Here is a 22,208-nt window from a genome sequence, read left to right as displayed (position 1 = left end):
AAGTAGGAGCCCGACGCGATGAAACCGGCCACCGACGACACGTTGACGATCCGGCCGTGGCCACGCTCCCGCATCGCGACCCCGGCCGCGTGGGACAGCACGAGCACGGCCCGCGTCAGCACGTCGAACGCCGCCTCCTCCACGGCGACGTCGTTGCGCAGGAAGCTGCGACGCTGGCCGTAGCCCGCGTTGTTGACGAGCACGTCGACGGGGCGCCCCGGGTCGGCGACGCGGTCGGCGACCGCCTGGAGGGCCGACCGGTCCGAGAGGTCGGCGACGAGCACCTCGACGCGCACGGCATACGTGCTCGTCAGCTCGGCGGCCACCGCGTCGAGGCGGGCCCGATCGCGGGCGACGACGACGAGGTCGTGCCCCCGCGCCGCGAGCTGCCGCGCGAACTCGTGGCCGATGCCGGCGCTCGCTCCGGTGACGAGGGCCGTGGGTCGCGTCGTCCGCTGTGCAGTCATGCGGCTCACCCTAGGCACCCACCGCCGGTCAGGCGGTCTAGGGTGGCCGACTGTGCGCATCGCCACCTGGAACGTCAACTCCATCCGGTCCCGCATCGACCGTGTCGCTGCCTGGCTGGAGCGCACCGACGTCGACGTGCTCGCCATCCAGGAGACCAAGGCCCGGGCGGACCAGTTCCCGCTCGACCGGTTCGAGGCGCTCGGCTACGAGGTCGCCCACCACGGGCTGAGCCAGTGGAACGGTGTCGCCGTCGTCTCGCGTGTCGGCCTCGACGACGTGCAGGTCGGCTTCGACGGCATGCCCGGCTGGGGCGAAACGGCCGTGCCCGAAGCCCGGGCCATCGGGGCGCTCTGCAACGGGGTGCGCGTCTGGTCGCTCTACGTCCCGAACGGCCGGGCGCTCGACGACCCGCACCTCGGCTACAAGCTCGACTGGCTAGACGCCCTGGCGGGCGCCGGGCGACAGTGGCTCGCCGAAGACCCGGGCGCGCAGATCGCGCTCCTCGGCGACTGGAACATCGCGCCGACCGACGCCGACGTGTGGAGCGTCGAGTACTACGAGGGGCGCACCCACACCTCACCCGGTGAGCGCGCCGCCTTCCAAGCCGTCGTCGAGGCGGGCTACAGCGACGTCGTGCGCCCCCATACCGACGAGCCCGGCACCTTCACGTACTGGGACTACACGCAGCTGCGCTTCCCCAAGCGCCAAGGCATGCGCATCGACTTCGCGCTCTGCTCGCCCGCGCTCGCGCACCGCGTCGTCGGTGCGGCGATCGACCGCGAGGAGCGCAAGGGCAAGGGCGCGTCGGACCACGCGCCCGTCGTCTTCCAGGTCGGCGACTGACCGCCGCGCCGACCCCCGACCTTTCCCCGCAACACACCGAGCAGTCGGCAGCTCCGCACGGCTACAACCGCAGGGGTTGGCGACTGCTCGGTGTGTTGGAAGTCAGAGGGGGACGAAGCGGGGGGCGTCGGCGTCGTCCGCCTCGACCTCGCTCGCGCGCCGTCCGGTGACGCCCAGCGTGAACGCGACCGCCGCCCCGGCCAGCGCGGCGATCGCACCGCCGAGGAAGACCGTCTGCACCTGGACCACGCCCGCACCGATGAGGGCGCCGGTGTCGAGTTGGTCGGGCAGCCGGCGCACCGCCTCGAAGTAGCGGCCCAGCCCGATCGAGGTGAGCAGGGCCAGCCCGACGACCATGCCGACCATGCGGGCGACGACGACGAGGGAGCTCGCCACCCCGTGGGCGTCGGCCGGCGAGTCGGCCAGGGCGGCGTTGTTGACCGGGGCCAGCGCGAGTCCCATGCCGAGGCCGACGAGGACGAGCACGACGGTGGCCGGCAGCGTCCGGCTGACCGAGTCGAGCGTCCAGTGCGACATGACGAGCATCCCGCCGCCGGCGAGGAGCAGCCCGACGCCCGCCACCGCACCGTCCCCGAGCCGGCGCAGCGACCATCCACCGACGAGGGCACCGACGGGCACGGCGAGCAGGAACCGGACGAGGACCAGCGCCGCGCCGGTCTCGTCGTAGGAGTCGGTGAGGCGCGCGAGCAGCGGCACGTCGACGACGACCGCCACGAGCGCCGCCCCCACGAGCAGGCTGACGACGAGAGCCCTCAGGCCGCGGGCCCCGACCACACCCCGCGGGACGAGCGGGTCGGCGGCGCGCCGGTGCCACCACGCGAGCGCAGCGAGGGCGACGGCCCCGACCGGCAGCAGGCTGTAGCCGAGCGGGCCGACGACCTCCTTCTCCGGGTCGGACGACGCGAAGGTCAGCACGAGGCTGCCCAGGGCGACCGCGACGAGCGCGGCGCCGACGAGGTCGACGCGACGCAGCACCGACCACCAGCGCGGCGCCGTCAGGACGGCGACGACGAGCAGCAGTCCGAGCCCGACCGTGCCGATCGGCGTCAGTACCCGCGAGGTGCCGGCGAAGGGGACGAAGGGCGCGCCCAGCACGACGTCGGTGACGAGCGAGTCGGGTGCGGCGAGCGCGAGTCCGGTGGTCGCCAGGCCGAGGACCGCGAGCAGGCCTGCGACGACCGTCCGGGCGCGGCCGCGGCGAGGCGGCGCCCCTTCCCGACCCGAGCCCGACGGGAGACCACGGGCCCCGAGGAGGTGGATGACGGCATACAGCACGAGCGCGGCAGCGACGTTGAGCCAGAAGATCGCCCGCCATCCCGACCAGGCGAGGACGACCGCGCCGAGAACCGGCCCGAGCACCGACCCGAGCTCCTGCACGGCGCCGACGACGCCCAGCGGCGTGCCACGACGGTGCGCCGGCCACAGGTCCGCGACGAGCGCGAGCGTCGCCGGCACGAGGCCGCCGCCACCGATGCCCTGCAGCACCCGCCCGGTCACGAGCACCGGCATCTCGACGGCGAGCGCCGTGCCCGCCGACCCCACGGCGAAGACGAGGAGGCACGCGAGCAGGATGCGGCGGCGGTCGAGCAGGTCGGACAGGCGGCCGATGAGCGGCAGCACCGCGATGTAGCCGAGGAGGAAGCCCGAGATGATCGGCGTTGCCCGCTGGAGCGCGTCGATGCCGATCCCCACCCCGGCCATCATGTCGGTCAGGGCGAGCACGACGACATAGGTGTCGGCGGCGGCGAGGGCCACGGCCGCGGACGCCGCCGACAGCAGCGCGAGGCGGCGGGAGCCGGAGCTCGTCGGGGCTCCGGCGGACGCCGGGACGGGTGGGGTCACCGGCGGGTCAGGGCTTGGTGATCGTGACGGGCTGGCCGTACTGGTCGAGCGTCAGCGTGTAGGTCGACGTCGTCCCGGCGCCGAAGAACGGCCCGGTGATGACGACCTGGCGCAGCTCCTGGGAGTCGGTCAGGCCGTAGGTCGCCCGGAACGTGCCGGTGGGGTCGCCGATGAGGAAGAGGTCGGTGACGGCCTTGCCCGGCACGCTGCCCTTGATCGTCGTCAGCACCTCGGAGCCCTGCCGCACCTTGTCACCCGCGACCGGGGAGGTCGTGGCCGTGAGGAGCGTCGTCAGGCCTTTGTCGGGCGAGAAGAGGACGGCCGGGTCGGGCAGGCCGAAGGTCTTCGGGTCGATCTTGTTGGTGCCCGGGATCAGCGGCAGCTTGGCGTAGACGTCTCCGTCGAGCGAGGTGATCTCGGCGTCGGCCTGGATGCCCTTGAGCGTCACCTTGAAGGTGCCCTTGAATGCCGGCGGGTGCTTGCCCCAGCCGTCGGCCGACACGACACCGCTCGAACCCTGCGGGACGTTGCTGCTCGCGAGCGCGAGGTGCACCGAGGGCGCGGCGTCGACCTTGGCCTTGGCGGCGGCGAGCTGCTGCGCCGGCGACTGCTGCGTCGCTCCCGTGGTGGTCCCCGCGTCGCTCGAGCAGGACGCCACCGTGACGACGCTGAGCGCCGAGAGGGCGGCCGCGGCGAGCTTTGCCTGGATGCGCATGGTGGTCAGGCTAACCGAGGCGCGACCCCGCTCCGGTCGGCCGCGCTCGGACGTCCGGCGCGATGTGGGTATGGCTAGGGTCGGGGACGATCACGGCGGGACCACCCCGCCACCTGACGAAGGAGCACGAACCATGGCCCTGCTCGGACTGATCCTGCTGCTGATCGGCGCCGGGGCCGGCGTCGTCACCTACCTGGCGACCCACGCGGCCACCGGGACGGTCGCCGTCTCGGCCTTCGGCTTCACGCGCAACGCGACGCCCTTCGAGCTCGTGCTCTACGGCGCCGTCGCGGTCCTGCTCTTCGCGCTCGGCTGGGCGATGGTCGCCGCCGCGGCCCGCCGCCGCGCGCGCCTGCGCCGCGAGGAGAAGGAGGCCGCCCGCCTCACCGAGGTCGAGGAGACCGCCGAGGCCGCCCGCCGCGACCACGAGCTCCGCCTCCGCGAGGCCGGCCTGCGCGACGAGGACCTGCGCCGCCGCGAGAGCGAGCTGTCCGCGCGCCACGAGGGACTGGACACCCGCGAGGCCGAGCTCTCCCGCCGCGAGGCCGAGTGGCGCGAGCGCGAGGGCCCGTCGGTCGCCGACGTCGTGACCGGCCGCGCCGAGGGCAGCGTCCACGAGGGCACGGCGTCGTGGGCCGACGAGTCGTCCGCGACCGACGCCGGCCACGGGTCGAGCCACACCGGTTCGGGCCACCCGGGTGCGGACCACGTCGACCCCACGAGCACGGACTACGCAGGCACCGACTCGACGAGCACCGACTCGGCGAGCACGGACTACGCCAGCTCCACCCACGCCGACTCCACGCACGCCGACGCGGTCCCCTCCGGCGAGCGCTCGCCGCGCGACGGGTCGGTGTGAGGGACCACGCGGCATACGTCTTCGACCTCGACGGCGTCGTCCGGGACTTCGCACCGGGCGACGCCGACCCCGCCATCGAGGCGGCCCTCGGGCTGCCGGCGGGGCACGTCGCGGCGACGGCGTTCCGCACTGACCTCCTCCTGCCGACCATCACCGGTCGGCGCACCTTCGACGAGTGGTATGCCGCCATCTGCGCCGCGCTCGAGGAGGTCGTCCCCGAGCCGGCGCGGGTGCGCGAGCACATGACGCGCTGGCGCGAGCACCGCGGCTGCGTCATCGACGAGACCGTCGAGCGGCTCGAGACCCTGCGCTCGGGAGGCCACCGCACCTACGTCTTCACCAACGGCACCGACCACGTGCCGCACGAGCTGGAGCTGCTCGGGCTCACCCGGCTCTTCGACGGCCTGCTCAACAGCGCCGACTTCGGCGTGGTCAAGCCCGACCCGCTGGCGTATGCCGCCGCGCACCGTGCGATCGAGGCCGACCTCGGGTGCGTGGTCGCCCGCACGGAGGTGTGGTTCACGGACGACCGCGACGAGAACGTCGCGGCCGCCCGTGACTTCGGTTGGGACGCAGAGGTCTTCAGCCGAGGGTGAGGCTCTCCCCTGCCGCGTCGACGCCGACCTGCACGGTGGCGCCGTCGCGCACCTCGCCGGAGAGCAGTCCCCGGGCCAGGCGGTCGCCGATCTCGCGCTGCACGAGCCGGCGCAGCGGGCGAGCACCGTAGGCGGGGTCGTAGCCACGCGCCGCCAGCCACTGTCGGGCCTCGTCGCTGACCTCGAGCGTGATCCGCCGGTCCGAGAGCCGCTCGGCGAAGGCGCGCACCTGCAGGTCGACGATGTGCGCGAGGTCGTCGCGGCTCAGGGCGTCGAAGACGACGACCTCGTCGAGCCGGTTGAGGAACTCGGGCTTGAACGCCGAGCGCACGACGCCCATGACCGACTCGCGCCGGGCATCGGGTCCGAGCAGCGGGTCGGTGAGGAACTGCGACCCGAGGTTGGAGGTCAGCACGAGGATGACGTTGCGGAAGTCGACGGTGCGACCCTGGCCGTCGGTCAACCGGCCGTCGTCGAGCACCTGGAGCAGGATGTCGAACGTCTCCGGGTGCGCCTTCTCCACCTCGTCGAGCAGGATGACGGAGTAGGGCCGACGGCGGACGGCCTCGGTGAGCTGACCGCCCTCCTCGTAGCCGACGTAGCCGGGAGGAGCACCGATGAGGCGCGCGACCGAGTGCCGCTCGGAGTACTCCGACATGTCGATGCGGACCATGGCGCGCTCGTCGTCGAAGAGGAAGTCGGCGAGGCTCTTGGCGAGCTCGGTCTTGCCGACACCGGTCGGGCCGAGGAAGAGGAAGCTGCCGGTCGGACGGTCGGGGTCCGAGACCCCGGCGCGGGTGCGGCGCACGGCGTCGGACACGGCGCGGACGGCGTCGGCCTGACCGATGAGCCGGGCGCCGATGTGCTGCTCCATGTGCAGCAGCTTCTCGGACTCGCCCTCCATGAGACGCCCGGCGGGGATGCCGGTCCACGCGGAGATGACGTCGGCGATGTCGTCGGCCCCGACCTCCTCCTTGACCATGGGCTCCTCGTCGACGGCGGTCGCCGCGGCCTCGCGCTCCTGGGCGGTCGCCAGCTGCTTCTCGAGGGCCGGGATGTCGCCGTAGGCGATCTTCGAGGCCCCTGCGAGGTCGCCCTCGCGCTGGAGCCGGTCTGCCTGGACGCGGAGGTCGTCGATCCTGGCCTTGAGGTCGCCGACGGCGTTGAGGCCGGCCTTCTCGGCCTCCCACCGGGCGTTGAGCGCGGCGAGCTCCTCCGAGCGGTCGGCGAGGTCCTTGCGCAGCCGCTCGAGGCGGTCGCGGGAGGCCGCGTCGGTCTCCTGCTCGAGCGCGAACTCCTCCATCTTGAGCCGGTCGACCGAGCGGCGCAGCTCGTCGATCTCGACCGGGCTGGAGTCGATCTCCATGCGCAGCCGGGAGGCCGCCTCGTCGATGAGGTCGATGGCCTTGTCGGGCAGCTGGCGTCCGGAGATGTAGCGGTCGGAGAGCGAGGCCGCCGCGACGAGGGCCGAGTCGGCGATCGTCACCTTGTGGTGGGCCTCGTAGCGCTCCTTGAGCCCGCGCAGGATGGCGATGGTGTCCTCGACCGACGGCTCGCCGACGAAGACCTGCTGGAAGCGGCGCTCGAGGGCGGCGTCCTTCTCGATGTGCTTGCGGTACTCGTCGAGGGTCGTCGCGCCGACGAGGCGCAGCTCACCGCGGGCGAGCATGGGCTTGAGCATGTTGCCGGCGTCCATGGCGCCCTCACCGCCGGCGCCGGCCCCGACGACGGTGTGGATCTCGTCGATGAAGGTGACGATCTGCCCGTCGCTGCCCTTGATCTCCTCGAGGACGGCCTTGAGCCGCTCCTCGAACTCGCCGCGGTACTTCGCCCCGGCGAGCATGGCCCCGAGGTCGAGGGAGTAGAGCGTCTTGTCGCGCAGGCTCTCGGGCACGTCGCCCTCGACGATGCGCTGGGCCAGGCCCTCGACGACGGCGGTCTTGCCGACGCCCGGCTCGCCGATGAGGACCGGGTTGTTCTTCGTGCGGCGGGAGAGGACCTGCACGACACGGCGGATCTCGGCGTCGCGTCCGATGACGGGGTCGAGCTTGCCCTCGCGGGCCCGGGCCGTGAGGTCGGTGCCGTACTTCGCGAGCGCCTCGAAGGTGCCCTCGGGGTTGTCCGAGGTGACGGGGCGACCGCCGCGCAGCTCGGGGATCGCCTTCTCGATCGCGTCGGCGTCGAGGCCGAACTGGCCGGTGCGGGCGAGGGCGAGCAGGAGGTGGTCGGTGGAGACGTAGGAGTCGCCCATCGCCGTCATGTACTGCTGGGCCTGCTGCAGCACCCGGGCCGCCGTCGGCGAGAGCTGCGGCTGCTGGGTGCCACCGGTGACCTGGGGCATCGTGGCCATCGCACGCTCCGCCGCGGCCGTCGCGGCGGCGACGGTGGAGCCGCCCGCGGTGAGCAGGGCCGGGGTGGTCGTGCCGCTCTGGGCTGCCAACGCGAGCAGCAGGTGTGCCGGCTCGATGTTCGGGTGGTGCTTGCCGGTCGCCGTCGTCGCGGCCTGGGCGAAGGCCTCCTGAGCCTTGATGGTCAGCTGTAGGTCCATGCGTGCTCCTGGTCGGGGGGTGGGTTCACAGGCGTCAACCGGCGCTGACTTGAGTGTATTCCACTCAACTTCGTGCGGTGGGAGAAGGTGACGTATGCCGCGTCGTGCGCGCCATCGCGACCGCTCGCGCCGCTCCACCGAGGCTCGCGACCTGGACCGGACCACGCTCGCCGAGGAGCTGCGCGCCACTTCCGCACGACCCAGTTCCGCACCTGCCACGACGAGGGCGCCGTCGAAGACCTCGACGACCTCGACGACCTCGTCGACCGGCTCGCCGGCCAGCTCGGCACGGACGTGGCCGACCACGAGGTCGTCGCCACCGTCGAGACGAGCCGGATTCAGGGTTCAGGGCTCAGGGTTCAGGGCTCAGCGAGGGTCCGGGTCGTACCACCCGTCGTGGGCGGCCGCGAGCGCTTCGAAGCGCACGGCATACGCAGGGTCGGACGGGGTGCGCACGTAGACCGCCCACTCGTGGTCCTCGGAGTCGTCCTCACCGGCGAGGGCCTCACGGACGACCCGCACGTCGTGCAGCCCCTCGGCCTCGAGCTCGTCGGCGAGCGACTCGGCGGTCCCACGCTCGGGCAGTACGATGAGGTGCTCCCTGTCGTCCCCGGCAGGCGTCGTCTCCACGACTCCAGCGTAGGGCGGTCAGACGACCTCGTCGGGCTCGGCTCCGGTCTCGATGACGCGCCGGGCGACCTCGCGCAGCTTGACGTTGTGGTCCTGCGACGTGCGACGGAGCACCTCGAAGGCCTCCTCCGACATGATCCGGTGACGCTCGATGAGGATGCCCATCGCCTGACCGACGAGTCGGTTGCTGTCGACGGCCCGCTCGAGGTTGGCCTCGTTGTGGCGGACCCGCTCGACCGTCACGATGCGGTCCACCGACTGGGCGAGGCAGTGCAGGAGCAGCTCCGCCACGAGGCGCTGGGCGACGCCGGGGCCGATGGTCCGGCCAGTGGCCACCCAGGCCCGGCAGGCGCTCAGGCCACTCGAGGAGTCCAGCAGGAGGCCGCGCTCGTCGGGGTCGTGACGACAGCTGCGCGCAGCCTCGGGTCCGCCGACGGCCTGGGACTCCTTGCGACCGGCAGCACCGACGACGCCGTTCGGCTGCGTCGTGGTCAGGGCCGCACGCACCCAGGGCGGCAGGGCCGACGGCGGGACGACGCCCGAGGAGTCGGCGATCAGGTCGTGCTCTGCCGCGGTGACGCGAAGCACCGCCTCGCCCGAGAGCGCGGTCCCGATAGCCGAGGCCGCCACCGCGAGCGCCTGCTCGAGGTCCTGCGCGCCCACCACCTGCCGCGCCGCCGCCGAGACGAGCGCCAGCTGTGTCGAGAGGCTCGCATCGACGGCAGCGGTCGCCGGTCGCCGGTCGCTCACAGGGCCTCCAGGGTATGCGTGGGAAGGCCCGCGATCTTGGAGGCAGGACAGTCTTGCACCTTGCCCTGCCGGTGGACAAAACGCGACACGGCGACGAGGCCCGATCAGCCAATTCGCCCGTGGCACAGCGGTGCACGCAGCACGCGCTCGACCTCCGGTGCCGTACGGCGGAGGTCGAACGCGTGCGGTGGGACTCAGGCCCGGTCGGGGTCCTGGCCGCTCTCGACGACCCGGGCCGCGATCTCGCGCAGCTTGATGTTGCGGTTGAGCGAGGCCTGCCGCAGCATCTCGAAGCTCTCCTTGGCCGTGATGCGGTGGCGCTCGATGAGGACGCCGACGGCGTGGCCGATGAGGCGGTGGCTCTCGATGGCCTGCTCGAGCTGGCGCTCCTTGTCGGCCCTCGCCTGCTTCGCGATGACGCGGTCGACGGCCTGGCCCAGCGACTGGGCGAGCAGGTCACCGACGATGAGCTCGTCGCTCGAGACGAGGCGGGGCTCGTCGAACTGCACCCACGCGCGGCAGTCGGACTCCTGGGCCGTGGGCAGCAGCAGCAGGCCCTCGCGCTTGTCGCCCACGAGCACGTCGTGGGTGTGGGGTGAGGACTGCAGGCCCCGGAGGACGACGGCGTCGAGCTCGGCGAGGCCGACGCGCCCGCGAGGTGAGAGCACCACCGGGTCACCCTTCGTCGGCGAGACGCTCAGCGTCACCTCGCCGTCGAAGAGCACCGTGAAGCCGGTGACGGCCGTGCCGAGCACCTGGTCGAGGTCGTCGGCCGTCGCGAGGTCGACGGCGATGCGGGCAGCGAGCTCGCGACGCATGCGCGACTCCCGCTCTCGCGTCTCGTCGCGCACGACGACGATGACGAAGCCGTCGTGCTCGGCCGTGCCGGGCACGCTCGCCGACCGGACGTGGACCCACGCCTCCCCGCCGCCGCGCCGCAGGATGCGGTAGCGGTCGTGCTCGACCGGACGGCCGGACTGGAGCAGCTCCATGCGACGCCGGTGCTGCAGGTGCTCGTCGGGCGACTCCGACTCGGGGATCCACCACGGGTAGGGCGGCACGAGGGGACCGTCGGCGATCGACCAGCCGAACGTCCGCGTGAACACGTCGTTGACCTGGACGACCTGGCCGTCGCCGTCGACGACGACGAACGGCTCCTGGATGGCGCCGAGGATGGCCCGGAGCCAGGCCGCGTCCCGCGACCGCGACCGGGCGCGCACGAGGTTGGCCGCCAGACGCGCCCGCAGCTCCTCGGGCTGGAAAGGCTTGACGACGTAGTCGTCGGCACCTTCGAGCAGTCCCGTCGTGCTGGCCTCGACGCCGGCTCGTGCCGACAGGAGCACGACGGGCAGGTCGCGCAGGTTGGCGTCCGCGCGGATCTCGCGCACGAGCGTGAGTCCGTCCATGCGCGGCATCATGACGTCGGCGAGGACGATCGACGGACGCCGGTCACGCAGGTGCTCGAGGGCCTCCACCCCGTCACGGACGGACACGACGTCGTAGTCGACCACGCAGTGCCGGGAGATGTAGTCGCGCATGTCGTGGTTGTCCTCGACGACGAGGAGCGTCGGGCGGACCCCGTCGGGCCTCGTGGCCGGCGAGGTCGGGCCGGGCACCCGGGTCTCCCCGGTGGAGGCCTGCATCTCGGCCGCGACGGAGTCGCGCACGACCCAGCTGCTCGCCTCGTGGATGAAGGACTCAGCCGACCGCGGCGTGATCGAGGGACGCAGGGCCGCCCGCTCGGCGGGGCGCCCCCACGGGAACGACACGGTGAAGGTGCTGCCGCGACCCTGCCGCGACTGCACGGCGACGCGTCCGCCCAGCAGGTCGACGAGCTGGCGCACGAGCGACAGACCGATGCCGGCCCCTTCGCGCGAGCGGCGGTCGTCGCCGCGGTCGAGCTGCCGGAAGCGGTCGAAGACGAGGTCGAGGTCCTTCTCGGCGATGCCGATGCCGGTGTCGGCGACGGACACGGCGAACCCGGTGTCGGTGCCACCCAGGTGCAGCGAGATGCGGCCCCGCGCGGTGAACTTCAGGGCGTTGGACAGCAGGTTGAGCACGATGCGCTCGAACATGTCGACGTCGACGTAGGCCTCGTGGTCGAGCTCGTCGCACACCACCTCGAACTCCAGCCCCGTGCGCTCGATGGCCGGGCGGAAGTTGGCGGCGATGCCGGTGGTCAGCTCCTCGACGTCGGCCGCGACCCAGTGCGGCTCGACCGCGCCGGCCTCGACCCGGGTGAGGTCGAGGATGCGGTCGACGAGTCCGGCGAGGCGGTCGGTGTTGCGCCGGATCAGCTCGAAGCGCTGGCGCTGCTCGGGGTCGAGGCCGTCGGCGGCGAGGGCGTCCTGCACCGGGCCGGCGATGAGGGTGAGCGGGGTGCGCAGCTCGTGGCTGACGTTGGCGAAGAAGTCGGACTTGGCGACGTCGAGCTCGGCCAGGGCCTCGGACCGGTGGCGCTCCTCCTGGAGCCGACGGATGCCGCTCAGCGCCATCGCGACGTGCGAGGCGCAGAGCTCGGCGTAGATCTGCAGCTGGGGGTCCCACGTCCGCCGGGGGTTCTCGGTCAGCAGCAGGTGGGCGGTCGGCTCGAGCAGTCCTGGCTCGACGACCGGCACGACGTGCACCGTGCGCCCCTCGTCGTCGAGGGTCTCGGGGGCAGGGTCACCGGGGGCGTACCAGCGCACCTCGCTCTCGAGGTGGTCGTGGACGTCCGAGCGCAGCACCTCGAGCGCACGACGGCGGACGTCCTCGGCGTTCTCGGCATCGGCGAGGGAGGCGAACAGGCGTGACGCGACGTCGGCGCGTCGTTCGGCGACGACCTTCGCCGTGGTCTCGGTGGCGACGTTGAGCACGCCGACGACCGCACCGGAGTCGTCGTGGACGGCGCCGTAGGACCACGTGAAGTAGGCCTCCTCGAGGTAGCCCGAACGGTCGACGACGAGCAGCTCGTCCTCGACCCACGTCGCCGGCCCACCACCGGTGACGCCGGCGAACATCGGCCCGATGACGTCCCACACCTCGGGCCAGACGTCGCGCACCGCCCGGCCCCATGCGCCGGGGTGCTTGCTCTCGCCGAGCAGGGTGCGGTAGCCGTCGTTGTAGATCATGAGCAGGTCGGGACCCCAGCAGACGAGCATGGGGAAGCGCGACGACAGGCAGACGTCGACGAGGATGCGCAGGTTGGCCGGCCACGACTCGACAGCACCGAGTGAGGTCGCCGACCAGTCGGTCCGCGCGAACAGCTCCTGCATGCTGCTCGGCGACGCGGGTACGCCAGAGCTCGAAGCGTTCGTCATGGGAGCGCCGGGCACGTCGCTCTCAGGGTGGTGCGGGGTCACACGACCTCCGGGACTGGGGTCAAGAAGCTGCCTCCGGCGGCATTCCACAACGGCGCGCCCCGTCTGCTTGAGGCCTGCACAGTCTGACACACACGGGTGACTCCCCGAGGTCGGACGCTACCGCTCGGGCCGCCACACGACGAGGGCCTGGGAGGACGCGGCCCGGGGCGGGCGCTGCCCCGGACGCACCGCGACGACCTCACCCCGCGGCCCGACCGCGAAGACCCGGGCGCCGGACGAGAGAGCGGCCTGGGCGGCGGCGAGCTCGGCGGCCAGCTCCTCGACCCGCGACCGAAGCGCCGTCACGTGGTTCTCGAGGTCGAGGATGCGCTGGATGCCGGCGAGGGAGACCCCCTCCTGCGACAGGCGCTGCACCTCGCGGAGCAGCTCGACGTCACGGGTGCTGTAGCGACGTCCTCCCCCGCGCGTGCGCGACGGGGAGACGAGTCCGAGCCGGTCGTACTGGCGCAGGGTCTGGGCGTGCATGCCGGCCAGCTCGGCGGCGACGGAGATGACGAAGACGGGGGCGTCGTCGTCGTGCCCACCGGGGCGGGCGCTCTTGCGTGCCATCGTCGTCGTCACCTCCTCTCGTCAGGTCTCGGCCGTGCGTGTCAGGCCCGGGCCCGCTGGAACAGCTCGGCGCGCGGGTCGTGGCCGTCCTCGGCCGCCGCCATCTTCTCGACGGCCTCTCGGGCCTCGTCGGTCAGCCGCTGGGGCACCACGACCTGGACCTTGGCCAGGAGGTCGCCGACGTGGTCGCCGCGCTTGACGCCACGACCCTTGAGCCGCAGCACGCGGCCACTCGGCGTGCCCGGGGCGACCTTGACCTTGACCGAGCCGCCGTCGAGGGTCGGCACGGCGACGGTCGCGCCGAGGGCAGCCTCCGCGAAGGTGATCGGCAGGTCGAGGGTGAGGTTGTCGCCCTCGCGGCCGAAGACCGGGTGCTTGTCGACCGTCACGGTGAGGATGAGGTCACCGGCCGGGGCGCCCGGGTCGCCCTGACGACCCTTGCCGCGCAGGCGGATCCGCTGGCCGTCCTTGACGCCCGCGGGGATGCGGGCGTTGATGCGACCGAGGTCGGGCGAGCTGAGCGCGACGGTCGACCCCTCGACCGCGTCGCGGAAGGCGATGTGGGTGTTGGCCTGGACGTCGGTCCCGGAACGGGGACCCGCCGTGGCCCCGTAGCCGCCGTAGCCGGCGCCCGGCGCACCACCGCCGAACATCTGCCCGAGGATGTCCTCGAGGTTCGGCTGGCCACCGGCGCCACCGGTGTTGAAGCGGACGCGCTGCCCGCCCGGCCCGCCGGCTCCGCCGGCGCCACCGAACGCGGAGAAGATGTCCTCGAAGCCGGCGCCCTGTCCGCCGGCGCCGCCTGCGGTGAAGCGGGCGCCGCCATGCGACATGGCCCGGATGGCGTCGTACTCACGTCGCTTCTCGGGGTCGGACAGGACGGCATACGCCTCACCGACCTCCTTGAAGCGCTCCTCGGCCTTGGCGTCACCGACGTTGTGGTCGGGGTGCATGGTGCGGGCGACCTTGCGGTACGTCTTCTTGATCGTCGCCGCGTCGGCGTCCTGGGGCACGCCGAGGATCGCGTAGAAGTCCTTCTCGAACCAGTCCTGACTAGCCATGGCGCACCTCCTCCTTCACGGGAACTGTCTCGCTCCCATCATCGGGTATGCCGCCGGGCTGCGTGCGCAGCCCGGCGGCGGACGTCTCATGCGGGGTCGGCAACCGAGACCCGCGCGGCGCGGACGAGCCGGTCACCGATGCGGTAGCCGGGCTGCAGCACCTGGACGACGGTCGTGCCCGTCGCCCCTTCGGGCAGGTCGGCCTCGACGTGCATGAGGGCCTCGTGCACGTTGGGGTCGAACTCCTGCCCGGCCTCGCCGACCCGCTCGACGCCGAAGCGGCCGAGGGTCGCCTCGAGCTTGTCGGCGATCGCGGCGAAGGGGCCGCCGGCGAGGTCGCCGGCCTGGCGGGCCATGTGGATGTCGTCGAGGACCGGGAGCAGCGACTCGACGACGCTGCCGACCGCCGTGTGGCGGATGACCTCGCGGTCGCGGTCGACGCGCTTCTTGTAGTTGACGTACTCGGCCTGCAGTCGCTGCAGGTCGGCGAGCAGCGTCGCGGCCATGGTGTCCTCCTCGGCGAGGGCCGTGCCCTCGGTCTCCGAGGACTCGTCGGCGCCGCCGGCCTCTCCGGCCTTCACTGCCTCACCGGAATCGCTTGCGGTGTGGTCGAACTCGTCCTCACCGCCGGGCTCGGACGACGCGCCGGCGCCGCCCTCGTAGTACGTGTGGTGACGCTCGCCGTGGGCGGAGCCGCCCGAGCCGCCACGGGGCGGGGTGCCGGCGGCGTCGCCGCCGGCACCCGTCGCGCCCGTCGCGGTCACGTCGGGCTGCTCGCCGGACGTGCCGTGGTTCGGGGACTCGGTCACTTGGCGTCCTTGGCCTCGTCGTCGTCGACGACCTCGGCGTCGACGACGTCGTCCTCGGCGCCCTGGGAGGTACCGGAGGCACCCTGCCCGGACTCCGCACCGCCCTGCTCACCGGCAGCACCGGCGGCGTTGGCCGAGGCCTGCTCGGAGGCGTAGACGGCCTGACCCATGGCCTGGGACTTCGTGTTGAGGTCCTCGACCTTGGCCTTGATGTCGTCGGCGCCGGCCTCGGAGCCCTCGGCGATGGCGGCCTTGAGGTCGGCGAGCGACTCCTCGACCGGCGTCTTGACGTCGGCGGGGACCTTGTCGCCCGACTCCTTGAGGAAGGACTCGGTCGAGAAGACGAGCTGCTCGGCCTGGTTGCGGACCTCGGCCTCCTCGCGACGCTTCCGGTCCTCGTCGGCGTGCGCCTCGGCGTCCTTGACCATCTTGTCGATCTCCTCCTTCGACAGGGCCGAGCCGCCGGTGATCGTCATCTTCTGCTCCTTGCCGGTGCCCTGGTCCTTGGCACTGACGTTGACGATGCCGTTGGCGTCGATGTCGAAGGTGACCTCGATCTTCGGCACGCCACGCGGGGCGGGAGCGATGCCGGTCAGCTCGAAGGTGCCGAGCGACTTGTTGTGCTGCGCGATCTCGCGCTCACCCTGGAAGACCTGGATGAGGACCGACGGCTGGTTGTCGTCGGCGGTGCTGAAGATCTCGGAGCGCTTCGTCGGGATGGCGGTGTTGCGCTCGATGAGCTTGGTGAACAGCCCGCCCTTGGTCTCGATGCCGAGCGAGAGCGGCGTGACGTCGATGAGGAGGACGTCCTTGCGCTCGCCCTTGAGGACACCCGCCTGCAGGCTCGCGCCCATGGCGACGACCTCGTCGGGGTTGACGCCCTTGTTGGGCGCCTTGCCACCGGTGAGCTCGGTGACGAGCGCGGTGACGGCCGGCATGCGCGTGGAGCCACCGACGAGCACGACGTGGTCGATGTCGGCGACCTTGATGCCGGCGTCCTCGATGACCTTGTGGAACGGAGCCTTGGTGCGGTCGAGGAGCGACTTGGTCATCTGCTCGAACTGGGCACGCGTCAGGGTCTCGTCGAGGTGGATCGGGCCCTCGGGCGTCATCGAGATGTACTGCGCCGAGATGTTGGTGCTCGTCGCGGTGGAGAGCTCCTTCTTGGCGCGCTCGGCCTCGTCACGGAGGCGCTGCATCGCGATCTTGTCCTTGGAGAGGTCCTGGCCCGTCTTGTTCTTCACCTGGGTGATGAGGTGCTGGACGACGACGTCGTCCCAGTCGTCGCCACCGAGGTGGTTGTCGCCGTTGGTGGCGCGCACCTGGATCGTGGCGAAGCCGTCCTCGGCGTCCTTGCCGACCTCGAGGAGGGACACGTCGAACGTGCCGCCACCGAGGTCGAAGACGAGGATGAGCTCGTCCTCCTTGCCCTTGTCGAGGCCGTAGGCGAGCGCCGCGGCGGTGGGCTCGTTGACGATGCGCAGGACGTTGAGGCCAGCGATCTCACCGGCCTCCTTGGTGGCCTGGCGCTCGGCGTCGTCGAAGTAGGCGGGGACGGTGATGACCGCGTCGGTCACCGACTCGCCGAGGTAGGACTCGGCGTCGCGCTTCAGCTTCTGGAGGATGCGCGCGCTGATCTCCTGCGCCGTGTAGGTCTTGCCGTCGATCTCGGGCGACTTCCAGTCGGTGCCCATGTGGCGCTTGACCGAGCGGATCGTCCGGTCGACGTTGGTGACGGCCTGGCGCTTGGCGACCTCACCGACGAGCACCTCGCCGTTCTTGGAGAACGCGACGACGGACGGCGTGGTGCGCCCTCCCTCGGCGTTCGCGATGATGCTCGGCTCGCCGCCCTCGAGGACGGAGACGGCCGAGTTGGTGGTACCGAGGTCAATTCCGACCGCACGTGCCATGGGTGACTCCTTGGTGATCTAGGTGGAGATCGTGTTGCTGATGGTCTGGTGAAACAGGTCCTCGCTCAATCTGCTCCGGCTCCGGCGTGATTGTCAAAACCAGACTCGCAAATCTTGCGTTCACCCGACTCAACTCTGGGGCGGGCCGGATTGTTCCCCAGGCTGACCATCAGTTGCGACTGGACAGTCTCGACTGTCGAGTTCTACGGTCGTCGTATGCCGTCACGCACCCCCGCCAGCCTCGCCGCGGCCGACCCGACGCCCATCGAGCCGACGGCGGCGCGTGCGGCCCACGACGTGCGGGTCACGTTCAGCCGGCTGCGACGCCGGCTGCGCGACGTGGCGGAGCTCGACGGCCTCACCCCCTCCCAGACCGCGGTCCTCAGCCGGCTCCTCGGCGACGGGGACGCCACGGCCAGCGCCCTCGCCTCCGCCGAGCAGGTGCGCCCGCAGTCGATGGCGGCGACCCTCGCGGTCCTCGAGGAGCGCGGGCTCGTCGAGAGGCGGCCCGACCCCACCGACGGCCGGCGCCAGCTCGTCTCGCTCACGAGCTCGGGCCACAGCCGCATCGACGTGAGCCGGGCCGCTCGCGAGGAGTGGCTCTCCCGCGCCCTCACCGACGACTTCACCGAGGCCGAGCGCCGGACCGTCGTCGAGGCCATGGTGCTCCTCGACCGTCTCTCGCGCCGATGACGCAGACCGCCGGACGCTTCGACCGGCGCCTCGTCGCGCCCATGGTGCTGGGGTCGGTGCTCAACCCGGTCAACTCCTCGATGCTCGCCGTGGCGCTCGTCCCCATCGGTCTGGCGCTCGGCGCGGCGCCGTCCGAGACGATCTGGCTCGTCTCGGCGCTCTACCTCGCGACCGCGGTGGGCCAGCCGGTCGTCGGGCGGCTCGTCGACCTGCACGGTCCCCGACGCCTCTACCTCGCGGGGACGGCGCTCGTCGGGCTCGCCGGCATCGTCGGGGCGCTCGCGCCGTCGCTCGGGGTGCTCGTGCTGGCCCGGGTGCTCCTCGGGATCGGCACGTGCGCGGCCTACCCCGCCTCGATGGTGCTCATCCGCAGCGAGTCGGTGCGCACCGGCACGGACTCGCCGGCCGGTGTGCTCGCCGCACTCTCCGTGTCCAACCAGACGGTCGCCGTCGTCGGCCCCACCCTGGGCGGGCTGCTCATCGGGCTCGGCGGCTGGCGCACCATCTTCACCGTCAACGTGCCCCTCGCGATCGCCTGCCTCGTGCTCGGGTCGCTGCGTCTGCCCCGCGACGAGCAGCTGCACCGCGACGCCGACGCGACGAGGCCGCACGGCCTCGACGTCGTGGGCATGGCCCTCTTCGCCGTGACCCTGACGGCGGTGCTGCTCTTCATCATGGAGCCCGCCGCGGCCCACTGGCCCCTGCTCCTCGTCGTCGCCCTCGCCGGGGCGGGCCTCGTGGCGCGCGAGCGGAGCGTCGACGACCCCTTCATCGACGTGCGCGTCCTCGCCGGCAACGGTCCCCTGCTCGCGACGTACGTCCGGCAGCTGCTCGCCTTCACGGTGAGCTACGCCTTCCTCTACGGCTTCACCCAGTGGCTCGAGCAGGCCCGGGGACTGTCCGCGAGCGGGGCCGGGCTCGCGCTGCTGCCGATGTTCGTCGTCGCCATCACCGTGACGACGGTGTTCGGCCGGCGCGAGCAGGTGCGCGGCAAGCTCCTCGTCGGCGGCGCCCTGCAGGTCGTGGCCTGCCTCGGACTGCTCCTGCTGCACGACGACTCGCCGCTGTGGCTCGTCGTCGCGGTCGTCGTCGTGGTCGGGGTCCCGCAGGGCCTCATCGGCCTGGCCAACCAGAACGCCCTCTACCGGCAGGCCGAGCCCGACCGCCTCGGCTCGTCGGCGGGACTGCTCCGCACCTTCATGTACCTCGGCGCCATGGTCGCGTCGGCCGCCAACGCAGCCGCCTTCCCCCAGCGCGCCGACACGACCGGGCTGCACGACCTCGCCGTCGGGCTCACGGTCGCCGCCGTGCTGCTCGTCGCCCTGTCGGCGCTCGACCGCTCGCTGGGCCGCCGGCGCCCCACCGCTGCCGCCCGGACCGACACCTCCCCGTCCGCACCGACCCCGACCCCGACCCGAGAGGCCACCCATCCATGACCGCCACGATCCTCGACCCCCGGACCGCCCTCGTCGTCATCGACCTCCAGCGCGGGGTCACAGGACGCCCGACGGCCCCGTATGCCGCCGCCGACGTCGTGAGGCGCAGCGCGGTCCTCGCCGACGCCTTCCGCGATCGCGACCTGCCGGTCGTGCTCGTCCGGGTCACCACCGCCGCCGACGGCGCGGACGCGGTGCCCGGCCGCACCGAGCAGCCGCGTCCGACGAGCCCGCGCCCGTCGGACTGGGACGTCATCGTCGACGAGCTCTCCGGGCACGACGGCGACATCGTCGTGACGAAGCGCAACTGGGGCGCCTTCCACGGCACCGACCTCGACGTGCAGCTGCGTCGCCGCGGCGTCACCCAGATCGTGCTCACGGGGATCGCCACGAGCCTCGGCGTCGAGTCGACGGCCCGGGCCGCCCACGAGCACGGCTACCACGTGACACTCGTGACCGACGCGATGACCGACCTCGACGCGGCGGCCCACGAGGGGTCCGTGGCACGGATCTTCCCCCGTCTCGGCGAGACGGCGACGACGGACGAGGTGCTCGCCCTCCTGCGGTGAGCCGTGCGCGAGTCCGCGGCCCTGCGACCATCCGCCAAGCCCCGCGACAATCCGTCAGGTCGCCGCGGGGATCCGCACGCTGGCCACCGTCGTGAGCACCGGGTGGGCGTCGTCGCCGTCACGGATCTCGCCGCCGCGCCACACGATCGACAGGTCGCGCCCCTGGACGGTCAGCTGGGCCAGGCAGTTGTCGAACCACGGACCGTCGGTGACGACCCAGGGGTAGCGCGGGTCGGGCACGTCCCTGGAGTGCTGGGCGACGAACCGCATGGGCCGCACCAGGCCGCGGGCGAACGCCGACATCATGACGCGGACCATCCGCGGCATCGGGTTGCGGATCGGGGAGCACACGGCCTGGATGATGCGCGAGCTCGCCCCGTGCCGCGTCCGGGCGTCGACGACCTCGGCGACGTAGGAGTTGTGGACGTCGCCGGAGAGGAAGACGACGCTCGCCGGGGCCCGCCCACGGCGGCCGCGGGCCACGTCCATGACCATCTCGAAGACCTCGACGAAGCCGTCGTTGAACGCCGCCCAGTGCTCGAGGTCGATGGACTGGCGCACCTTTTCGGCCCCTCTGGACGCGAGCCGCCCGTGGGTGCCCATCGCGAAGGTCTCGTCAATGGCCTCGAGGTCGTGCAGCCCCGGGGGCAGCAGGAACGGCAGCGACGTACCGATGAGCAGGTGCTCGACGTCGCCGGTCAGCTGCTCGTCGAGCCAGCTCATCTCGTCGGGGTCGAGCATCGAGCGGTGCTGCGGCTCCAGGACGCGCGCGGCACGTGAGTCGACGACGACGAGCCGGCTGTCGCCGAGGTCGCGCCGGTAGCTCCAGCGGTAGACCTCGGGATGCCGGTCGGCCCGGCGCACGAGGTCGAAGACCGCCTCGGTGAGGTCGAGCTCGGCCGCGACGGGCCCGGCCCCGTCCCCGGGACGCGCCTGAGCCAGGACCCCGGCGTAGATCTCGTCGTCCGCGAGCTGGGCCGGCGAGAGGTTGCCGATGTGCTGGTAGACCCAGTACGACGCCAGGCCTCCCATGAGCCGCTCGTGCCACCACGGAGTGCGGTTGATCTCCTCGTGCCAGGTCCACGAGGTGTTCCAGTCGTCACGGATGTCGTGGTCGTCGAAGATCATGCAGCTCGGCACGGTCGACAGCAGCCAGCGGTTGGCCTCGTCGCCCCACGCGAGCTGGTAGAGGTGGGCGTACTCCTCGTAGTCCTTGATCTCCTCACCCGGTGGCTCGTCGAGACTCCGCCGTGCGGCGATGAACTCACGCATCGCCTCGGACGTCTCGTCGGCGTAGACCTGGTCCCCGATGAAGGCCACGAGGTCGGGCCACTCCTCCTCGCCACGCGCGAGGGCCAGAGCCAGCGTGCGCAGCGCGTCGACCCCGTTGGTCTCGTGGCCCTCCCGGTCGTGCGGCACCGAGGTGCGGCACGAGCCGAAGAGCAGCCTGGTGGGCCGGTCGCGGTCGATGGTGCGGATGCGTGGCGGCGGGAACGCGGTGTCCGGCTCGGGCCACACCTGCACGCCGTCGATGCTCACGGCATAGTCCCAGGCGCCGCCGGGCTCGAGCCCGTCGACGACGACGAGCGCGTAGTGGTGACCCTTGACGACGAAGGTCGGAGCGGTCCAGTCGCGCGCGTCGGCGTGGACGGTCACGGCGGCCCCCACCGACGTCTCGACCCACACCGTCGCCTCGGTCTCCCCGACGTAGCGCAGCATGGGGCCCAGGACGAGCGGGGTGACGGCGTCGGGCGGGGAGTCCTGCCCGGGGTCCGGGGCCGGGTCCATCAGCGGGTGTCCATCAGCGGGTCAGGTGCTCGTCGAAGAACGCCAGCGTGCGGTCCCAGGCGTCGGCCGCGACCTCGGCGTTGTACTTCGACGGGGAGGTGTCGTTGAAGAAGGCGTGCCCGACCCCGTGGTAGACCCGGGCCGAGAAGTCGACGCCGCCCTGCTCCATGCGCGACTCGAGCTCGGGAACCCCGTCGGTGATGCCGTGGTCCTCCTCGCCGTAGAAGGCGAGGACCGGACAGGCGATGGACGCGGGGTCCGCGCTCTCCGGGAAGCTGCCGTAGAAGGGCACGGCGGCGCGCACCCGCTCGTCGGCGGCGGCGAGGGCGAAGGTGTAGGTCCCCCCGAAGCAGAAACCGACGACGCCCACCCGCCCGTCGACGCCCGGCTCGTCGACGAGCGCGTCGACGACGGCCCGCAGGGCCGGGACGGCCCACGCGGCGAACTCCGGCTGGCGGGCCGGGGTGGTGGCCTCCCGCATCTGCGGCTGCGCGGCGAGGCGGTCCTCCTCCGACGCGCTGAACATCAGCTCGAAGATGCGAGCCCCGATCTCGGGCGTCAGCCCGACGTGACCGAGCAGGTCGGGCGCGACGGCGACGTACCCCTGGGCCGCGACGCGGTCGGTCACGTCCTTGATGTGGTCGGCCAGGCCCCAGATCTCCTGGATGACGACGACCGCGCCGCGCGGCTCTCCGGTCGGGTCGGCGCGGTATGCGGTGAGGTCGTGCTCGGGGAAGTCGATCATCGTGCCCATGACCC

General features: G+C 72.3%; 19 protein-coding genes. 6 read left to right on the top strand and 13 right to left on the bottom strand.

Annotated features, from left to right (window positions below; translation table 11 throughout):
* Positions 1-467, bottom strand: a 467-nt coding sequence (locus TAE01_RS09880; RefSeq protein WP_147065927.1) for an SDR family NAD(P)-dependent oxidoreductase, incomplete at its 3' end; no start/stop codon positions are given.
* Positions 468-519: 52 nt separating this feature from the next.
* On the opposite strand from TAE01_RS09880, the gene TAE01_RS09875 reads away from it, so the two are divergent.
* On the top strand, positions 520-1,311 hold the full coding sequence (locus TAE01_RS09875) for an exodeoxyribonuclease III (RefSeq protein ID WP_147065925.1): 792 nt from the start codon (positions 520-522) through the stop codon (positions 1,309-1,311).
* Positions 1,312-1,413: 102 nt separating this feature from the next.
* Here the strand turns inward: TAE01_RS09875 and TAE01_RS09870 are convergent, their stop codons facing one another.
* Positions 1,414-3,174 (bottom strand): MFS transporter, encoded by a 1,761-nt coding sequence (locus TAE01_RS09870; protein ID WP_186815136.1) that lies wholly within the window; start codon positions 3,172-3,174, stop codon positions 1,414-1,416.
* A gap of 7 nt (positions 3,175-3,181) precedes the next feature.
* A complete protein-coding gene (locus TAE01_RS09865; protein ID WP_147065923.1) occupies positions 3,182-3,889 on the bottom strand; it encodes an LppX_LprAFG lipoprotein in 708 nt (235 codons plus the stop codon).
* Positions 3,890-4,022: 133 nt separating this feature from the next.
* Between TAE01_RS09865 and TAE01_RS09860 the strand changes: the two genes are divergently transcribed.
* Both TAE01_RS09860 and TAE01_RS09855 read left to right on the top strand, forming a co-directional pair.
* On the top strand, positions 4,023-4,748 hold the full coding sequence (locus tag TAE01_RS09860) for a hypothetical protein (protein WP_147065922.1): 726 nt from the start codon (positions 4,023-4,025) through the stop codon (positions 4,746-4,748).
* Positions 4,745-5,344: an HAD family hydrolase gene (locus TAE01_RS09855; protein ID WP_147065919.1), complete on the top strand. Its 600-nt coding sequence runs from the start codon at positions 4,745-4,747 to the stop codon at positions 5,342-5,344. The genes TAE01_RS09860 and TAE01_RS09855 overlap by 4 nt, the downstream gene beginning before the upstream one ends.
* On the opposite strand, the gene clpB is transcribed toward TAE01_RS09855, so the two are convergent.
* From clpB to dnaK, 8 genes are all read right to left on the bottom strand, one after another.
* Entirely contained in the window at positions 5,331-7,892 is a 2,562-nt protein-coding gene (gene clpB / locus TAE01_RS09850; protein ID WP_147065917.1) for an ATP-dependent chaperone ClpB, read from the bottom strand. The genes TAE01_RS09855 and clpB overlap by 14 nt on opposite strands.
* Positions 7,893-8,258: 366 nt before the next feature.
* Positions 8,259-8,522 (bottom strand): uroporphyrinogen-III synthase, encoded by a 264-nt coding sequence (locus TAE01_RS09845; protein WP_147065915.1) that lies wholly within the window; start codon positions 8,520-8,522, stop codon positions 8,259-8,261.
* A gap of 18 nt (positions 8,523-8,540) precedes the next feature.
* Positions 8,541-9,272 (bottom strand): ANTAR domain-containing protein, encoded by a 732-nt coding sequence (locus TAE01_RS20875; protein ID WP_246111251.1) that lies wholly within the window; start codon positions 9,270-9,272, stop codon positions 8,541-8,543.
* A 194-nt stretch (positions 9,273-9,466) separates the two neighbouring features.
* Positions 9,467-12,526 (bottom strand): ATP-binding protein, encoded by a 3,060-nt coding sequence (locus TAE01_RS09835; protein ID WP_186815135.1) that lies wholly within the window; start codon positions 12,524-12,526, stop codon positions 9,467-9,469.
* Between the two features lie 204 nt (positions 12,527-12,730).
* Entirely contained in the window at positions 12,731-13,183 is a 453-nt protein-coding gene (locus TAE01_RS09830) for a heat shock protein transcriptional repressor HspR (protein ID WP_147065959.1), read from the bottom strand.
* 41 nt (positions 13,184-13,224) lie between these two features.
* Positions 13,225-14,244: a DnaJ C-terminal domain-containing protein gene (locus TAE01_RS09825; RefSeq protein ID WP_147065910.1), complete on the bottom strand. Its 1,020-nt coding sequence runs from the start codon at positions 14,242-14,244 to the stop codon at positions 13,225-13,227.
* Between the two features lie 86 nt (positions 14,245-14,330).
* Entirely contained in the window at positions 14,331-15,053 is a 723-nt protein-coding gene (locus tag TAE01_RS09820; protein ID WP_147065908.1) for a nucleotide exchange factor GrpE, read from the bottom strand.
* On the bottom strand, positions 15,050-16,963 hold the full coding sequence (gene dnaK / locus TAE01_RS09815; protein WP_147065906.1) for a molecular chaperone DnaK: 1,914 nt from the start codon (positions 16,961-16,963) through the stop codon (positions 15,050-15,052). Before dnaK ends, TAE01_RS09820 begins: the two co-directional genes overlap by 4 nt.
* Positions 16,964-17,179: 216 nt before the next feature.
* Here dnaK and TAE01_RS09810 point away from each other — a divergent pair, with 216 nt between their 5' ends.
* From TAE01_RS09810 to TAE01_RS09800, 3 genes are read left to right on the top strand one after another with little or no spacing between them, the layout of a single operon-like run.
* Complete coding sequence (locus TAE01_RS09810; protein WP_147065904.1) at positions 17,180-17,656, top strand: MarR family winged helix-turn-helix transcriptional regulator; 477 nt, start codon at positions 17,180-17,182, stop codon at positions 17,654-17,656.
* A complete protein-coding gene (locus tag TAE01_RS09805; RefSeq protein WP_186815134.1) occupies positions 17,653-19,092 on the top strand; it encodes an MFS transporter in 1,440 nt (479 codons plus the stop codon). The genes TAE01_RS09810 and TAE01_RS09805 overlap by 4 nt, the downstream gene beginning before the upstream one ends.
* Positions 19,089-19,661, top strand: a complete 573-nt coding sequence (locus TAE01_RS09800) for an isochorismatase family protein (protein WP_147065900.1) — start codon at positions 19,089-19,091, stop codon at positions 19,659-19,661. Before TAE01_RS09805 ends, TAE01_RS09800 begins: the two co-directional genes overlap by 4 nt.
* Before the next feature lie 54 nt (positions 19,662-19,715).
* On the opposite strand, the gene TAE01_RS09795 is transcribed toward TAE01_RS09800, so the two are convergent.
* Both TAE01_RS09795 and TAE01_RS09790 read right to left on the bottom strand, forming a co-directional pair.
* Positions 19,716-21,449: an alkaline phosphatase D family protein gene (locus tag TAE01_RS09795; protein ID WP_246111250.1), complete on the bottom strand. Its 1,734-nt coding sequence runs from the start codon at positions 21,447-21,449 to the stop codon at positions 19,716-19,718.
* A 13-nt stretch (positions 21,450-21,462) separates the two neighbouring features.
* Positions 21,463-22,203, bottom strand: a complete 741-nt coding sequence (locus TAE01_RS09790) for a dienelactone hydrolase family protein (RefSeq protein ID WP_147065898.1) — start codon at positions 22,201-22,203, stop codon at positions 21,463-21,465.
* Between the last annotated feature and the right edge of the window lie 5 nt (positions 22,204-22,208).

The organism is Terrabacter aerolatus (genome assembly GCF_007991735.1).
Classification (GTDB): Bacteria; Actinomycetota; Actinomycetes; order Actinomycetales; family Dermatophilaceae; genus Terrabacter; species Terrabacter aerolatus.
The sequence above is the reverse complement of the archived record's forward strand: the minus strand, read 5'-3'. Positions and strand labels throughout refer to the sequence as shown.

What these genes read in the sequence shown, in the direction of transcription:
- TAE01_RS09805 (WP_186815134.1), top strand. Translation starts at nt 17,653, where the DNA reads ATGACGCAGACCGCCGGACGCTTCGACCGGCGCCTCGTCGCGCCCATG.
- TAE01_RS09795 (WP_246111250.1), bottom strand. Translation starts at nt 21,449, where the DNA reads ATGGACCCGGCCCCGGACCCCGGGCAGGACTCCCCGCCCGACGCCGTC.
- TAE01_RS09825 (WP_147065910.1), bottom strand. Translation starts at nt 14,244, where the DNA reads ATGGCTAGTCAGGACTGGTTCGAGAAGGACTTCTACGCGATCCTCGGC.
- TAE01_RS09865 (WP_147065923.1), bottom strand. Translation starts at nt 3,889, where the DNA reads ATGCGCATCCAGGCAAAGCTCGCCGCGGCCGCCCTCTCGGCGCTCAGC.
- dnaK (WP_147065906.1), bottom strand. Translation starts at nt 16,963, where the DNA reads ATGGCACGTGCGGTCGGAATTGACCTCGGTACCACCAACTCGGCCGTC.
- TAE01_RS09800 (WP_147065900.1), top strand. Translation starts at nt 19,089, where the DNA reads ATGACCGCCACGATCCTCGACCCCCGGACCGCCCTCGTCGTCATCGAC.
- TAE01_RS09835 (WP_186815135.1), bottom strand. Translation starts at nt 12,526, where the DNA reads ATGCAGGAGCTGTTCGCGCGGACCGACTGGTCGGCGACCTCACTCGGT.
- TAE01_RS09830 (WP_147065959.1), bottom strand. Translation starts at nt 13,183, where the DNA reads ATGGCACGCAAGAGCGCCCGCCCCGGTGGGCACGACGACGACGCCCCC.
- TAE01_RS09790 (WP_147065898.1), bottom strand. Translation starts at nt 22,203, where the DNA reads ATGGGCACGATGATCGACTTCCCCGAGCACGACCTCACCGCATACCGC.
- TAE01_RS09860 (WP_147065922.1), top strand. Translation starts at nt 4,023, where the DNA reads ATGGCCCTGCTCGGACTGATCCTGCTGCTGATCGGCGCCGGGGCCGGC.
- clpB (WP_147065917.1), bottom strand. Translation starts at nt 7,892, where the DNA reads ATGGACCTACAGCTGACCATCAAGGCTCAGGAGGCCTTCGCCCAGGCC.
- TAE01_RS09810 (WP_147065904.1), top strand. Translation starts at nt 17,180, where the DNA reads ATGCCGTCACGCACCCCCGCCAGCCTCGCCGCGGCCGACCCGACGCCC.